General features: G+C 39.0%; 15 protein-coding genes. 8 read left to right on the forward strand and 7 right to left on the reverse strand.

The genetic code is table 11. The annotated features are described in order from the left end of the window. Positions 1–49: 49 nt before the first annotated feature. The 6 genes from ACKRAT_RS07365 to brnQ all read left to right on the forward strand — a co-directional run bounded on the left by ACKRAT_RS07365 (position 50) and on the right by brnQ (position 8408). Entirely contained in the window at positions 50–2824 is a 2775-nt protein-coding gene (locus ACKRAT_RS07365; protein WP_411841861.1) for a 2-oxoglutarate dehydrogenase E1 component, read from the forward strand. An 11-nt stretch (positions 2825–2835) separates the two neighbouring features. Further along, positions 2836–4146, forward strand: a complete 1311-nt coding sequence (odhB, locus tag ACKRAT_RS07370) for a 2-oxoglutarate dehydrogenase complex dihydrolipoyllysine-residue succinyltransferase (protein WP_411841862.1) — start codon at positions 2836–2838, stop codon at positions 4144–4146. Between the two features lie 91 nt (positions 4147–4237). Further along, positions 4238–4441, forward strand: coding sequence for a DUF6501 family protein (locus ACKRAT_RS07375; RefSeq protein WP_411841863.1), 204 nt, complete (start codon positions 4238–4240; stop codon positions 4439–4441). Positions 4442–4443: 2 nt separating this feature from the next. After that, positions 4444–5235 (forward strand): AAA family ATPase, encoded by a 792-nt coding sequence (locus ACKRAT_RS07380; protein WP_411841864.1) that lies wholly within the window; start codon positions 4444–4446, stop codon positions 5233–5235. Positions 5236–5240: 5 nt separating this feature from the next. Next, positions 5241–6986, forward strand: coding sequence for a hypothetical protein (locus tag ACKRAT_RS07385; protein WP_411841865.1), 1746 nt, complete (start codon positions 5241–5243; stop codon positions 6984–6986). 108 nt (positions 6987–7094) lie between these two features. Continuing rightward, positions 7095–8408 (forward strand): branched-chain amino acid transport system II carrier protein, encoded by a 1314-nt coding sequence (gene brnQ, locus ACKRAT_RS07390; protein ID WP_411841866.1) that lies wholly within the window; start codon positions 7095–7097, stop codon positions 8406–8408. Positions 8409–8458: 50 nt separating this feature from the next. Here the strand turns inward: brnQ and ACKRAT_RS07395 are convergent, their stop codons facing one another. The 3 genes from ACKRAT_RS07395 to ACKRAT_RS07405 are packed head-to-tail and all read right to left on the reverse strand — an operon-like array spanning position 8459 to position 10668. Continuing rightward, positions 8459–9661 carry a toxic anion resistance protein gene (locus ACKRAT_RS07395; RefSeq protein ID WP_411841867.1) on the reverse strand — a complete coding sequence of 401 codons (1203 nt, stop codon included), beginning with the start codon at positions 9659–9661 and terminating at the stop codon, positions 8459–8461. After that, a complete protein-coding gene (locus tag ACKRAT_RS07400) occupies positions 9645–10373 on the reverse strand; it encodes a 5-bromo-4-chloroindolyl phosphate hydrolysis family protein (protein WP_411841868.1) in 729 nt (242 codons plus the stop codon). The genes ACKRAT_RS07395 and ACKRAT_RS07400 overlap by 17 nt, the downstream gene beginning before the upstream one ends. Before the next feature lie 25 nt (positions 10374–10398). Next, complete coding sequence (locus ACKRAT_RS07405; protein WP_411841869.1) at positions 10399–10668, reverse strand: acylphosphatase; 270 nt, start codon at positions 10666–10668, stop codon at positions 10399–10401. 103 nt (positions 10669–10771) lie between these two features. Here ACKRAT_RS07405 and ACKRAT_RS07410 point away from each other — a divergent pair, with 103 nt between their 5' ends. Both ACKRAT_RS07410 and cspA read left to right on the forward strand, forming a co-directional pair. Further along, the gene (locus tag ACKRAT_RS07410; RefSeq protein ID WP_411841870.1) at positions 10772–11065 is read left to right on the forward strand and encodes a DUF1033 family protein; all 294 of its coding nucleotides are present in this window, start codon (positions 10772–10774) and stop codon (positions 11063–11065) included. Positions 11066–11238: 173 nt separating this feature from the next. Next, entirely contained in the window at positions 11239–11439 is a 201-nt protein-coding gene (cspA, locus tag ACKRAT_RS07415; protein WP_411841871.1) for a cold shock protein CspA, read from the forward strand. 85 nt (positions 11440–11524) lie between these two features. On the opposite strand, the gene lysA is transcribed toward cspA, so the two are convergent. The 4 genes from lysA to dapD are packed head-to-tail and all read right to left on the reverse strand — an operon-like array spanning position 11525 to position 15713. After that, positions 11525–12787 (reverse strand): diaminopimelate decarboxylase, encoded by a 1263-nt coding sequence (gene lysA, locus ACKRAT_RS07420; RefSeq protein ID WP_411841872.1) that lies wholly within the window; start codon positions 12785–12787, stop codon positions 11525–11527. Then, on the reverse strand, positions 12765–13853 hold the full coding sequence (locus tag ACKRAT_RS07425; RefSeq protein WP_411841873.1) for an alanine racemase: 1089 nt from the start codon (positions 13851–13853) through the stop codon (positions 12765–12767). Before ACKRAT_RS07425 ends, lysA begins: the two co-directional genes overlap by 23 nt. Before the next feature lie 14 nt (positions 13854–13867). Then, positions 13868–15004, reverse strand: coding sequence for a M20 metallopeptidase family protein (locus tag ACKRAT_RS07430; protein ID WP_411841874.1), 1137 nt, complete (start codon positions 15002–15004; stop codon positions 13868–13870). Further along, complete coding sequence (gene dapD / locus ACKRAT_RS07435) at positions 14997–15713, reverse strand: 2,3,4,5-tetrahydropyridine-2,6-dicarboxylate N-acetyltransferase (RefSeq protein WP_411841875.1); 717 nt, start codon at positions 15711–15713, stop codon at positions 14997–14999. The genes ACKRAT_RS07430 and dapD overlap by 8 nt, the downstream gene beginning before the upstream one ends. Between the last annotated feature and the right edge of the window lie 3 nt (positions 15714–15716).

A 15716-nucleotide genomic window follows, 5' to 3' on the forward strand; every position in this document is an offset into this window, starting at 1 on the left:
CTAAAATAGTATGTGTAAAAGTTAAAAAGATTCTAAAGAGGGTGGCAAAATGCAAGAGAAAGAACTTGAGAACGCTCCGCTTCGTTTTGGAACAAACCTGGGAATGATTCTCGAGCTTCATGATATGTATCAGGAGGATTCCAACAGTGTGAGCGAGGAAATGCGCACGCTGTTTGAAAGTATTGGATCCAGCCAATCCGGTACTGATGTATCGCAAGTGGGTCAAAGCAAGGTAAAAGGTTTGCTGAGACTATTGGATAATATAAGACTGTTTGGTCATCTGAAATCAGATATTTATCCGGTCTACAGACCAGATGTCAAAAACATTCCGAGTCTTGATTTTGAAGATTATGGTCTTACTGAAGATGATCTTAAAAAGATGCCAGCTTCTCTGGTTAGCTCGCATCTCCAGGATCAATATGATAGCGCATATGAAGCAATGACCCAGCTATATGAATTGTATACTGGGCCGCTTGCATATGAATATATGCATATCAATGACACTGAAGAGCGTCAATGGCTTAAGGAAACAGTCGAACAGCAAAGTCCTATTTCCTTAAGCGATGATGAAAAGAAACATCTTTTTAAAACACTTGCAAAAGTTGAAGGCTTTGAAAAGTATCTTCACAAAAACTTCGTTGGTGCTAAACGTTTCTCAATTGAAGGTGTCGACAGTTTAGTTCCAATGCTTGATCACCTTCTTAATTTAATGGCTGAGGAAGAAATTCCAAATCTTCAGATCGGCATGGCACATAGAGGAAGACTGAATGTATTAACACACGTCCTTGAAAAGCCATACGAAATGATGATCAGTGAATTCATGCATACAGATCCTATGAAATTCCTTCCGGAAGATGGTTCACTAGAAATCACTCAAGGCTGGGCACGCGATGTTAAATACCATCTTGGCGGTGCCAAAACAAGAAATGACAAAGGTTTGGAACAACGCATCAGTCTTGCTAACAATCCAAGTCACCTTGAAGTTGTTGGTCCTGTAGTACTTGGTAAGACTCGTGCACAACAGGAAAAAACTGATCGCCCCGGATTGCCTGATCAGAATTATAATCAGGCACTTGCAGCTATCATCCATGGTGATGCAGCATTCCCTGGCCAGGGAATTGTATATGAATCTCTAAACCTAGGTAAACTGGAGGGTTATGCAGTAGGTGGATCACTCCACATCATTGCAAATAACCGTATCGGTTTTACAACTGAAGAAACTGATGCAAGATCTACAGTCTACGCGTCTGATGCAGCGCTTGGTTTTGATCTGCCTGTTTTTCATGTGAATGCTGATAAGCCTGAACATGTATTGAGATCAATAGAGATCGCTTTAAAATACAGACAGAAATTCAATAAAGACATTGTCATCGATTTAGTGGGCTATCGCAGATACGGCCATAATGAAATGGATGAGCCGTCTACTACAAACCCGATGCTTTACAAAGAAATTAAAGAACGTGAAACTATTGATGAACTTTACGGCAGTGAGCTCGTTGAACAGGAAGTCATCACTGAGGATGAGAAGAAACAAATCATCCAAGGCGTGATTGATGAAATGAGAGCCGCGCATGACAAAATTGATAAATCAGATACAAACATTGATAGTGAACTTAAAACTCCAGAGGCAGTTCTCAAAGGACATGAAAATGCCCAGGAGGATATCAGTCTCGACAGACTCTCCGAAATAAATGAGGAACTGTTTGATTATCCCGAGGATTTCACTGTCTTTAATAAACTGTCCAATGTTCTGAATCGAAGGAAGAAACCTTTCGAAGATGAAGAAGCACTGGTTGACTGGTCACATGCTGAAGCACTTGCATTTGCTACGATCAATCAGGATGGTACGCCCATTAGATTAACCGGCCAGGATTCTGAGCGTGGTACATTTGCACAGCGACACGTAGTACTCCATGACCCTGAAACAGGGGAAGAATTTATACCATTACATGAAGTGAGTGATTCAAATGCCACATTTGATGTGCATAATTCACCGCTCTCTGAAGCAGCTGTAGTCGGTTTTGATTATGGATATAATGTTGAGAACAACGAAGCTATGGCAATATGGGAAGCACAGTACGGAGACTTCTCCAATATGGCCCAGGTCATCTATGATAATTTCCTGTCTGCCGGCAACGCAAAATGGGGTGAACAGTCTGGAATGACACTCTTCCTTCCACACGGTTCAGAAGGGCAGGGTGCAGAACACTCATCAGCACGCCTGGAAAGATACCTCCAGCTTGCTGCAGAAAACAATATGACTGTTGCCAATCTTTCAAGCAGTTCCAATTACTTCCATCTTCTAAGAAGACAGGCAAAGTATTTAGGTACTGACAGCATGAAACCACTTGTTCTAATGACACCAAAAAGCCTGCTCCGCAATCAAATTGTCAGTGAACCGATAAGTGCTTTTGTGGAAGGCAGCTTTAAAGAAGTCATCATCCCTGAATATAAAAAGACAAAAGTTAAAAAAGTACTGATTGCAAGTGGTAAAATGGCGATAGACTTGATTACCGAGCAAAAAGATAATCCTGATGATTCAATTCTTATTGTTCGTTTGGAACAAATCTATCCTTTCCCATCTGAGATAATCAAAGATTTATTTGCCGACCTTAAAAATCTGGATGAAGTCAGATTTGTTCAGGAAGAACCTAAAAACCAGGGTGCATATCATTATGCATTACCACATTTTCTGGATATCGTTCCAGAAAAAGTGGAATTTAATTATGTGGGCAGAATCAGACGCGCTTCTCCAGCAGAGGGTGACGGTGAGTCCTACAAACTCATACAGCAAAATATTATTGATAACGCTCTAAAATCCTAGGAGGTAAAATAATGGCAGAAGTAAAAGTACCTGAATTGGCTGAATCCATCACAGAAGGAACTATCGCAAGTTGGTTAAAGCAAAAAGGAGACCGTGTAGAGCAGGGTGAAAATATACTTGAGCTTGAAACGGATAAAGTAAACGTTGAAGTGATCAGCGAAGAAGCAGGAGTGATTACAGAACTCAAAGCTGAAGAAGGTGATACTGTTGAAGTTGGACAGGTAATTGCCATCGTTGATGAAAACGGCGAAGGCGGCGGCTCTTCCGACAGCGCTTCTGAGGAAAGCAAGTCTGACGAAAGTAAAGCTGAAGAAAGCAAGTCCGACGAAGGTAAATCTGATAAATCTGAAGAGAAACCGGCTGAAGACAAGAAAGAAGAAGAACCGGCTAAAGAAAAGGCAAGTGAATCTCAGGATGATGACAATGAACGTATTGTCGCAACACCATCTGCCAGACGCATGGCGCGTGAAAAAGGCATTGACTTAAGTGATATCAATGCATCAGATCCACGCGGTCTTGTAAGAAGTCAGGACGTTGACAACCACTCCAAACAGCCTGCTAAAGAGGAAGCACCTAAAAAAGAAGCGCCTAAGGCACAATCTTCAGGTACACCGGAAAAACCTGTGGTAAGAGAAAAATTATCACGCAGAAGAAAAACAATTGCTAAACGTCTTCTGGAAGTTTCGCAAAATACCGCGATGCTGACTACATTCAACGAAGTGGATATGACAAATCTCATGGAATTGAGAAAACGTAAAAAAGAACAGTTCCAGGAACGTCATGACGGCACGCGACTAGGATTTATGTCATTCTTCACTAAAGCATCTGTAGCTGCACTTAGAAAATACCCTGCAGTAAATGCTGAAATTGATGGAGACGACCTTATTCTTAAGCAATTCTTCGACATCGGTGTTGCTGTCTCTACAGAAGAAGGTCTGGTTGTCCCTGTCGTAAGAGATGCAGAACGCAAGACTTTCGCTGATATTGAATCTGACATTGCTACCCTTGCTAAGAAAGCACAGGACAAGAAACTTGGCCTAGACGACATGTCAGGCGGCTCATTCACAATCACTAACGGTGGTGTGTTTGGATCACTTATGTCCACGCCGATCATCAATGGAACGCAAGCTGCAATTTTGGGTATGCATACGATTCAGAAGCGTCCTGTTGCAGTGGATGATGATAAAATGGAAAATCGTCCAATGATGTATATTGCCCTCAGCTATGACCACAGAGTGATTGATGGTAAAGAAGCTGTTGGATTCCTTAAAACAATCAAAGATCTAGTTGAAAATCCTGAAGACCTTCTTCTCGAAGGCTAGTAAATTATTTTCACAGCAGGTTTCCACATGGGAAGCCTGCTGTTTTTATGTTAAACTGTATTTAAATTCTGAAAGTCTGGAGAGATAAAATATGCTTCATGAAACATGGAATGAAAACAATTTAAGAAAAGTAAAGACAGTGCATACAAATGCTGCAAAATATAAAGTTTCTGATATGCTCACAGAAGGCAAAGAGTATACGGTTGTTAATGAAACTGAAGAATATATATTCGTCAAAGATAACTCCGGTAAAGTCGGCGGTTATTATAAGACTTATTTTGAAGATGTGAATTAATTATGTGTGCCCGTTTTTTACACAATGATGAATATATTAAACAGGATGCCGAAAGCATATTAAACTTAGGAAAAAATCTTTTATTAAAAGGGCCGACAGGTTCCGGTAAAACGCGGCTGGCCGAAGATTTGGCAAATGAATTGAATCAGGAAATCTTCAGTATCAACTGTTCAGTCGATGTCGATATTGAAGCCTTACTCGGTTTTAAAACGATTGAGTACGTCGATGGTAAACAAGAGATTGTCTTTATCGATGGGCCGGTAATCCGTGCAATGAATGCCGGTTCTATTCTCTATATCGATGAAATAAATATGGCTAAGCCGGAAGTGCTTCCAATTTTGAATGCAGCCCTGGACTATAGAAGAACGATCACCAACCCTCTGACAGGTAAAACTTTAAAAGCAGATGATGACTTTAAGTGTATTGCAGCGATTAACGTCGGTTATGTGGGAACAATGCCGATGAACGAAGCACTTTTAAACAGATTCAATGTCATTGAAATTGGCTATGTATCAAAGGAATCCCTTAAAGAGGTATTGGTGGATCAAAGTATTCAAAAAGATGAAAAAATCATCGATATACTGACTGATTTCCATCAAGATCTGGTTACAATGACCGAACAAGGCCAGATTTCAAGAGAGCCTTCCAGCGTCAGGAGTCTTCTTGATATGGCTGATTTAAGTACAATGATGCCCCTTTCCCGTGCCTGCTACCGTTCCATTATCGATAAACTCGATAGTGAACAGGAGAAGAAGGCCATACTCAATGCAGCCGAACTTCATTTTGGAATGTGATAATTATGAGTTATTCGTTTATAAAATTTAATGATGAAATCATCAACTCAGAAGTGATGATGGAACTTACAGATTTGACACGTCTACTATTTAAAGATAAAGACGTGTCTATTTCTGTACGTAAATACAGCTACTTTAATCCTTCGGTCAATACGATGTATGTGAGCACATTTTGGAAGCATAGGTACGATATTACAGAACTCGAAGGATTCAGACACGATATCCTTACACGTTTTTCATCGGCTACTCTATTTGATTATGATGAGTTTGAAAATGTTAAGGATCTGAGTATTTTATTCCAGCAGATTTTTTTAACACTCGAGCATTACAGAAACAGACTCGAATCGGTAAGAAAGCGTCCTTTTATAAAAAATATGATTTTGCATGGCGATAGTATTTTAATGGAAGAATATCAAAAATCAGTTGAAAATGATGCAGAAATTCTTTTGAAAGACTTGAACTGTTCTGTTCTCAAATATGAAGAAACTATTATTACCAATGATAATGTATTTAATATTATCAGTAACAGTACAAGAGAAAGCATAGAAATCACAGAGCGAATCATTCAGCATTCAGCACTACAGCACTCACTGTCCAGCTATCAGCAAATCTATGATATGCCGTTTAATGATATAAGTGTCTATAATCACACGACGCCGTTCAGAAAAGACAGTAGCAGTCTGCAATCAGACGATGATGAAAATGACGTAGATCATGATACGAGCAGGGTAGATACAAAAACGGATCGTGATGCTTCTGATGCAAGTGTACTGGGTGAAACCGGGGATAATAATGCCAGGAAAAGCAGACATAATCTCGAAAATAACTATGATGATGATGTGGAAGATTTTCATGAAGGATTCGGACAAAACCGCGGGGATAACTTAGTTAAAGATAAAAATGCAGCGAATAATCATGCAGAACTTGTCATCAGACAGCCTAAAGTTAAAATGACGAACTATGAAAGATATAGAAAAATTTATGATTCTCACAATGATCTGGCGCAGCAGGTAATAGGAGACATAACAAAAATGCTGAATTTCAAGATGAATGATTTTCAAACGAACCGCAGCTCAGGAAAACTGATGAAAAACCCTGTCAGCCCGATTATCAGCGGCAGCCATAAGCTGTTCACCAAAAAAGTCACAGAGTCAAAAGAAGTGGATGCAGCATTTTCCATAGTCCTTGATCAGTCCTATTCTATGACAGAGTATCTGGATGAATGCATCGATGGGGTCATCATCATCAACAATATTTTAAAAACATTAGGAATACCGCAGCGTATCGTCTCCCATCATGAAGATTCATTTGAAATTATGTCTGATTATTATCCGAATTATTTATATGAACATCTTGATTTCTATAAGTCTAAATATTATTATCCTGTTTCCCTATTGGATATTGAAGCTTCCGGTGATAATAGGGACGGATTTATATTTAGGAATGAAATCGATGTATTAAATAAACGGATGGAAAAAGATAAATTTATGATTATATTCTCTGATGGGTTGCCAAGTGCAGAGGAGTATAATCAAAGTGGTGTGATTGATACTCACGAGGCGGTCAATGAAGCAAAAAAATCAGGCATTAATGTGATCAACATTTTTATAGATGCCGATAATGAAGAAAACACTCGTAATGCCATTAAAAATATATATGGACAGAATACTGTAATCGTTGAAGATATGGAGCAAATCGCTTATATTTTGCCAAATATTATTGAAAGGATTATTAAGTCATTAATCATATAAATTTATACCGCTTTGATATGTCTGATAATTAAAAATTTTATGGACTTTAAAGTATTTATAATGTAAACTAATGTTTATCAATTATTTCACATATTAGGAGGTCACAAGATGAGTACTAAAAATAGTTTCATCGTCGGTTTCATGCTTTTTGCCATGTTCTTCGGTGCGGGTAACCTTATTTTCCCACCAGGCCTTGGTTTTCAAAGCGGAGACCATTTCTGGCTGGCAATTGCCGGTTTTGTCCTTACGGGTGTAGGACTGCCATTGCTCGGCGTTATTGCCGGTTCAATATCCAAAGATGGGTATGTTGAATCATTAAAAGTGGTGCATCCTGCTTTTGCAATCATTTTCATGGTCGCTATATATTTAACGATTGGACCATTCTTCGCCATACCTAGAACGGCAACAACAAGTTATGAAATGGCTATCTTACCATTTATGGATAATCCAGGAGCGTTAAGTCTTCTTATCTTCAGTGTTGTATTCTTTATAATTGTCTTTGCTCTTAGTTACAAAGCGGAGTCTATCACAAACAGTATCGGAAAAATACTTACTCCTATCCTATTGATAACAATAGTTGCACTTATTATACGTGCAATAACGTTGTACTTCGGTAAAGATCCTGTGCCAGTAGCAGAAGGATTCAATGTAAACTCACCGTTTTCTGTCGGATTCACAGAAGGTTACTTAACAATGGACGCAATCGCCGCCATTGCATTCTCAGTTATTGTACTCAATGCCATTCGGGATATGGGCATTACAAACAGAAAAGAACTGCTGATTGGTACAATTAAATCAGCATCCATAGCTGCCATTCTTCTCGGTATCATTTATATTTCACTTGGTTGGATTGGTAATAAAGTCGATCTGACTCCGGCAGATATTGGTGACCAGAATGCAGGTACATTCATTCTGACATTTGTTGCTGATGTAGCCTATGGCCAGTTTGGAACGATTCTGTTAGGTGCGATAGTACTCCTTGCCTGTCTGACGACAGCAACAGGGCTTATCGTTGCAGTAAGTGAATATTTCCATAAGATTATACCTAAAGTTTCTTACAAAGTTTTTGCTGCCATATTTACCGTTATATCCTTTGCACTCGCAAACCAAGGATTGGAGCAGGTAATTCAAACAAGCGTTCCTGTACTTTCAATTATTTATCCAATTGCAATTACGTCTGTTATACTATTGTTTGTAACTTACTTTGTTTCATCACCTCGGATCAGCTTCCAGTTGCCTATAGCGCTCGTAATTGTCGTTAGCGTACTTGGCGTCGTTCATAGGAATGGATGGCTTGAAATGGCCTGGATTGAGAATCTCCCATTCTTCGCAAGTTCATTCGAATGGATACCTTTCCTGGTTATCGGATACATTGCCGGTTACTTGATTGGTATGAAGAAAGAAAAAATCCAATACACTTAACAAAGAAAAGAGCAGTTCGGATTAATCCGAACTGCTCTTTAGTATTTAAATTAGTAACGATGGTCTTCTTTAAGCTGAAGTAATCTGGATTTAAGGTCTTCTTCCATCTGTACAAGTTCCTTCTCTGCCACTTGGCGTTTCTGCGAACCTTCTTGTTGGATTCTGAGAGTCTCTTCAATTGTTGTAACAAGATTCTCCTGTGTGGTTTTAAGCGTCTCGATATCTACAATACCCCGTTCATTTTCTTCTGCGGTACGGAGTGAATTCTGCTTAAGCATTTCCGAGTTTTTAGTTAGCAGTTCATTCGTAGTATTCGTAACAGCTCTCTGTGCCTGGGAAGCAGATTCTTGGCGGAGCAAAGTAAGTGCAATTGCCATTTGGTTTTTCCACAGAGGAATACTTGTTAAGATTGAGCTTTGAATTTTCTCGGCCAGAGTCTGATTAATGTTCTGAATCATACGAATTTGCGGTGCTGACTGTAAAGTGATTTGTCTGGATAATTTCAGATCATGTGTCCGTTTCTCCAAACGGTTGATGTACTGCATCATGTCATTTACATCCTGTACATGCATCTGGTTACTTGAAGCATCTGCTTTCTTTTTAAGTTCCGGCAGAACTTCATTATTTAGTTCCTCTTTTTTCAATTCCGCAGCTGCAATATAAATATTGATTGCATCGAAGTAATCTTTATTTTGATCATAAAGCTTATCCAGCAAGTGTACGTCTTTAGTCAATACCTCTTTTGCATGCTCCAGTTGAATGCTGATTCGATCTACTTGAGAGGCGACACTCTGGTGCTTGGAAACAATTTCATTTACTGATTTTTTGACACGTTTAAACAATCGGGTGATAATGTTTTTTTTCTTACTTGTTAGTTCCTCAGGATCAATTTCTTTAAGTTTCTTCATCAAGTCTTCCAAAGTATCGCCAATGGGGCCGACATCTTTGGACTGCACTTCATTCAACATTTGATGGGAGAACTTGGATAGTGCCTGCTGTGCATTTGAACCATACTGGATGAGTGCGTCATTATTAAGCGGTTCAATCTTATCTTTAATTTCATTGATCTTCTTTAAATCTTCTTCATTAAATCTTTCTTTATACGTCGTCAGTGCTTCCGTTGTCTGATTTGGGTTCACTTCCTGAGCATGGTCGGGCTGCAGTGAAAGTTCTGTGTCCTTTTCTTCCATGTTATTCATAGGAGCGAAAGGATCGTTTAAAAGTTCTTCTTTTAATTTATTCTCTTCCTTCATGTTCTTCACCTCTGTTAGCTTTTACTGGTTCTTTTTCTTTCTTTTTCAGGTTCACTTTTTCTTTCTGAAGCTTATTATTCAGCTTGAGTGGTCCATCTGCTCTTTTACGGTTCAATTTAATCACTTCTTTTTCAATATCCAATGAATGATAAGTGCTTCTGTTCATAGCAGAAAGGTTGGATTGCATTGTACGTTTAAGTTCTAAAAGTGAAATTCTTGTCTCATGCAGTTTTACTTTCTCATCTTTAGTTTTCCCTGGCATTTTGTAAAGAAACAAATATTGCTCTATTGTATTCACTGCTGAGTCAAGATTTGAATGGAAAAACTGTTGAACGTTAAAGAACAGTTTTGGGTTTTCTTCTACAGAAGTGTAAATCGTTCTGATAATTCTATTGATGTCATATATGAGTTTTGCGTCTTTCAACGTCCTCACATTTTTATAATTCTTTCTCAAACGTCTAATTTTCTCCCTTGCTTCGGCAAGTTGGGTTTTAACATATTTATAATCACTTTTAGTGATTCCCATTTTTTCCAATTGTGATTTCATACTGTAAGATTGTGATGGTAAATATGCGGCAAAAAATCCACCCGCTGCGATAAACATATCGAAGACAAGATGGATATCGAATGCAACCATTGATGCCAGTCCGGTTACAACAGCAACCGGTATGGAGACTATTGATGCGAACCAATGTGATATATTATATTTCATGTCGATATTACACCTTCAGTCGGTACTATTTTGTTGCAAATTTTTTATAACTTTCATCGATCTCTAACTGCTTGATAGAATAGTCATCTACTCTTGAAGAAGGGGAGGCGCCTTCTATAACTCTCTTTGTAAATACTTCCAAGGCTTCTTTCTCGCCTGTCGCCAATATCTCAACGTAGTCTTGAATATTCTTCGCATATCCTGTAATTCCTAGTTCATCAGCTATCATTTTAGTGGAAAACCTGAAGCCAACACCTTGTACATGACCAATGACAATAATCAACCTAGTTTCCATATTTTGCACCTCTTTATATTATATTATAAGTTTTTTAACTTGATAATGCTAATTATACGCGTATATAATACATATATTATCAAAAGCGAATGGAGTTTTTTAAATGTTTCATATCGTTATATTAAAAGCCGATTACGAAGGTTGGTGGCTTTTTGAAGATTGGCAGCAAAATATCGTTGAGAAATATACTTTTGATGCCGAAACTGAAATGAGACAACAATACGATAAATTAGTGGATGAGATGAAAGAAACTTTCCACAGCTTTAAAAAAGGGAAGTATGATATGCATGCGTTCTTCAATGGCTGTGAATTGGAATTCTGTGATGATTGCGGTGAAGATGTGCAAATCTACTATACACCAATCATGTTAAAAAACAATAATTTATATACTATATAAATTTGTTAAAATCAATGAATACCTTTAAATATGGTTTGCAATATTTTGGTTCATAGCGTATAATTGAAAGTGCAATAGGCATTAATTATAGGGTTAAGATGTATTAAGATTTAATACATTGTATTCTCTTAAATAATTTGCATATTGAATATCGTCTTTGGAGGATTTAATTAATGAAACAAGGTACAGTAAAATGGTTCAACGCAGAAAAAGGTTTTGGCTTCATCGAAATTGAAGGCGAAAACGACGTATTTGTTCACTTCTCAGCTATCGACCAAGAGGGTTACAAATCCCTTGAAGAAGGTCAGGCAGTTGAATTTGAAGTAGTTGAAGGCGACCGCGGCCCACAAGCTGCAAACGTTGTTAAACTCTAATATAAATCATTTAATAGTAAATTGATTTGTATCATCTAAAACCCCGGATATGATGTCCGGGGTTTTTTTCTATTTGTTTATTTAATTAGAGAATATCATTTTCTATAATTTGTTCCAAGGTTTGTCTTTTGATAATAGTTCTGGCACCTTCGTCATTTACGAAAACAACTGCTGGTTTTCTCATTTGATTATAGTTCGATGCCATGGAGTAGTGGTATGCGCCAGTCGTTTTAACAGCGAGCAGGTCACCGCGTTTTAAATCTCCGGGGACATTTAAATTTTTCCCGATAATATCACCTGACTCACACAATTTACCTACAACATGTGTATTTACATTATCAGAATATGTTTTGTTCACAGGTACAACTTCATATTCAGCATCATACAGCGGCGTTCTTAGATGATCGCTCATACCGCCGTCAATGGATACATATTTTGAAAGACCGGGGATATCTTTAATTACTCCGACTTCATAAATGGTTGTGCCTGCTTCGGCAACGATGGATCTGCCTGGTTCTATCATGACATGCGGAATCTGCATATCGTAAGCCCTAGATAATGAATTGAGTCTGTCAATAATATTTTTAAATGCGGATTCAACAGGGAAGCGCAGATCACTTTCAATATACTTCACACCATAACCACCGCCCATGTTCAATACTTCGATTTCAATGGATTCGTCAGAGAGCCATTTATAAACGGATTCAAGTGCATTGATGAATGGTGCCTCTGCATCCAGCTGGGAACCCAGGTGATAGTGAACACCTTTGAATTTTAAATGCTTACTTTCCTTAATAGCATTCACTGCTTTGAGAGCCGATCCATTATGTATAGAAAGACCGAACTTGCTGTCTTCCTGGCCCGTCTGAATGAATTCATGTGTGTCTACATCCACACCGGGATTGATACGCAGCAATACATCGATATCTGCAGTGGCGATGGAATCTATTAATTCTACTTCATCCAGTGCATCGACAACAATTAGGCCTATGCCTGCCTCAAGTGCATACTTTACTTCTTCCTGTGTTTTGTTGTTCCCATGAAAATGAATGTCTTTGGCATCGAAACCTGCTTTAACAGCAGTGAAAAGCTCGCCTTGGGATACGACATCAAGTTTCATATTTTCCTCTTGGAGGAGCTTCACCATTTGTACAGAGGTGAATGCTTTTGATGCATATGAAATGGAGTAATCCAATCCTGCATTTTTCAACACATTATGATATTTTCTGCACTGGTTTCTAATTTTATTTTCATCATATACAAACAGGGGAGTGCCATGTTCTTTTGCTATATTACTTAAACCATGTCCATTTATGGACAGTTCATCATTGACGTATTCCAGTGTCATTTAAAATCACCTTTTTCAAAGATTGGTAATTTAAAGCGCCGAGCTGTTCAGAGTTCGCACCTACACCCAGCGCAGTAAATTCATCGATTCTCATTTCATTATTATACAATATTACTTCATCCTGGATAGTAACTTTATCATCAATTTCTACAATCATATGGCTCATCATGAGGGATTTAACAGAATAACGTTCACCATTGATCAGACAGTCAAAAGAAGCACGTTTCCTTAAGACACCATCACCATAGCCAATATCCACTATGGCGATTTTAGAATTAAATCCAGGTGCATAGGAGCCACCGTATCCGCATTTCTGACCTGCTCTTATATTTCTAATTTGAACAATTTTTGCTTTTAGTTCAAGACTTTGTACATAATCTTCTTCCGGCAGTAAGGCGTAGGGACGGGAACCGTATAAACTTATACCAAGTCTTAGATGTGTGTGGCCGTCAAATAGACCGTCACGCGCGAAGCTCGCACTGTTCTGGGAATGAACAATTTCGAAAATGTAACCCGCTTCGCTTAATTCATTAAGGAGATCCAGCCACATTCCACGTTCTATCTCATACTCATCCATATCCAGTTCATCTGCGTAACCAAAGTGTGTCCATATGCCTTTAACGTTCATTTGTACATCATCAGCCAATGACTTTTGGTGTTCCAGCACTTCTATCATAGTAGATGCATCTTCAAAGCCTGAGCGATTAAACAACCCAGCAAACTCAAAATGAACATTAACACCACTTAATTCCCCGCAATATTTATAATAATATTCAAGTGAGGGGAGAGTGATGTGAAGATTATATTTATATACCGCTTCTAAATCATAAACCGGGTTCATCATAAAGATTAAAGCATCAGGTGCATATGTTCTTATGCTTTTTGCTTCATCCAATGAAGTGGTGGCAAATGAGTGGATACCCGCTTCTAAAAATGCCTTTACAGCAAACTCAAGTCCGTAATTATATGCATTGTTCTTCACAACAGCAATAACTTCCTTGCCGCCTGCAGATTTTTTTGCTGTTTCTATAAATTGTCTTCTATCAATTGAAAGTATTCCACCCATTTGATGCACTTCCTTTATAAACTGTTTAATATTGTCTCGTAATAGTCCGCAACACTGACAAGCACTGATTCATCAAAGTTAAATGTTGAAGTATGCAGACTGCTGTTAAATCCTTTTTTTTCATTTCTACTGCCAAAAAATACGAAATATGACGGTGCGAGTCTTTGATAAAAACTAAAATCTTCGCCGAACAGATATGGCTTATCTTTATCAATGACATTTACCGGCAGTTCATTCAAAGCATCATCCACTGTACTTCTCAATGCCTCATCATTTGTTACAGGCGGGTAGCCTTCGTTAAACGTCACCTGTACATCAGCACCAAAGAGTGTAGTTGCCGTTTCCGCCAGTAACCCGAGACGTGATTTAATGACACTCAAATCCTCTGTCTCATACGTTCTGATCGTTCCTTCGAGGTATCCTTGGCTTGCAACCGTATTGATCGCTTCGCCGGCATTCAGATTGCCGATATGAATGATATTTCTGTTGAGTCCATCCAAATGGAAATGCTGAAGCTGCGAAAGTTGAGTTGTTAGATGCATTAATACTTCGATAGCAGAAGTCCCCTGATGCTTGGATGCAACATGACTGGATTCGCCGTTTATATAGAAACGGTATTCAGTTGCACTTGCTGTAATGGGACCATCCCTTAAAATGACTTTTCCTTCGTCTTCATCCGGCATAAGATGAATCCCGAATACGGATTCAATTCCAGATCCGGGTTTCCATGCATCAAGCAACTGGTTGGCACCGGCAGCAGTTTCTTCTGAGGGCTGGAATATAAATATGACATTATGTTTGAGCTGACCTTTTTCTTTAAGAGCCAGGCACCGTTTAACAAACAGCATTAAAGCTGTTGTATGTCCGTCATGCCCGCATGCATGCATTCTATTGTCATTTGCGCTGCGAAATTCCATATCGTTTTCCTCATGGATCGGCAGTGCATCAATATCCGCCCTGAATGCAAATGTCCTGTCTGAATTTCCTTCCAGATATGCAACGACCCCTGTATCCAGGGGACGTTCATATGAAATATCCAATTCATTCAGAAAGTTAATGATATACTCTGTGGTCTGCACTTCTTCCATGCTGATTTCAGGAATCTGATGCAGCTTCCTCCTATGAGTGACTGCAAATTCCAGATCAGTCATTTAATCTTCTCAAAGCTGAAACGATTTCGCGCTTGGAGCTGTCTACATCTGATGATTGTTTAATCACTTTGGCTGGTGTGCCCGCGACAACAGAACCTGCAGGTACATCATCAGTAACAATGGCACCCGCAGCAACAATCGCGCCTGCACCGACTCTGACCCCTTCAAGGATAACCGCATTCGCTCCGATTAATACATCGTCTTCAATCACTACTGGAGATGCACTTGGCGGTTCTATGACACCTGCAAGGACTGCACCTGCACCGACATGGACATTCTTGCCCGTCACTGCACGTCCGCCGAGGGAAGCATTCATATCGATCATTGTCCCTTCACCGACGATTGCACCGATGTTGATTGTTGCACCCATCATTACTACTGCACCGTCTTCAATGACTGCATTTTCGCGAATGAAAGCCCCAGGCTCAATGCGCGCATTTGTCGCTGAAAGATCTTTCAATGGAATCGCTGAGTTTCTTCTGTCCATCTCAATCTCAATATCTTCAATAATGCTCTCGTTCTGATCCTGGAATGCTTTCCAATCTGCATAATCCCCAAAGATCGTTTTAGAGTTGTCACTGCCGAAAACTTTTAAAGTATCCGGGAAATCTACACCTTCAAAATCACCATTGACGTATACTTTGACCGGTGTCACCTTGTGTGCATTACTGATATATTGAATGATTTCTTCTGCTGTAAAATTTTCCATTGT

This window comes from Salinicoccus sp. HZC-1, assembly GCF_046736035.1.
Classification (GTDB): Bacteria; Bacillota; Bacilli; order Staphylococcales; family Salinicoccaceae; genus Salinicoccus.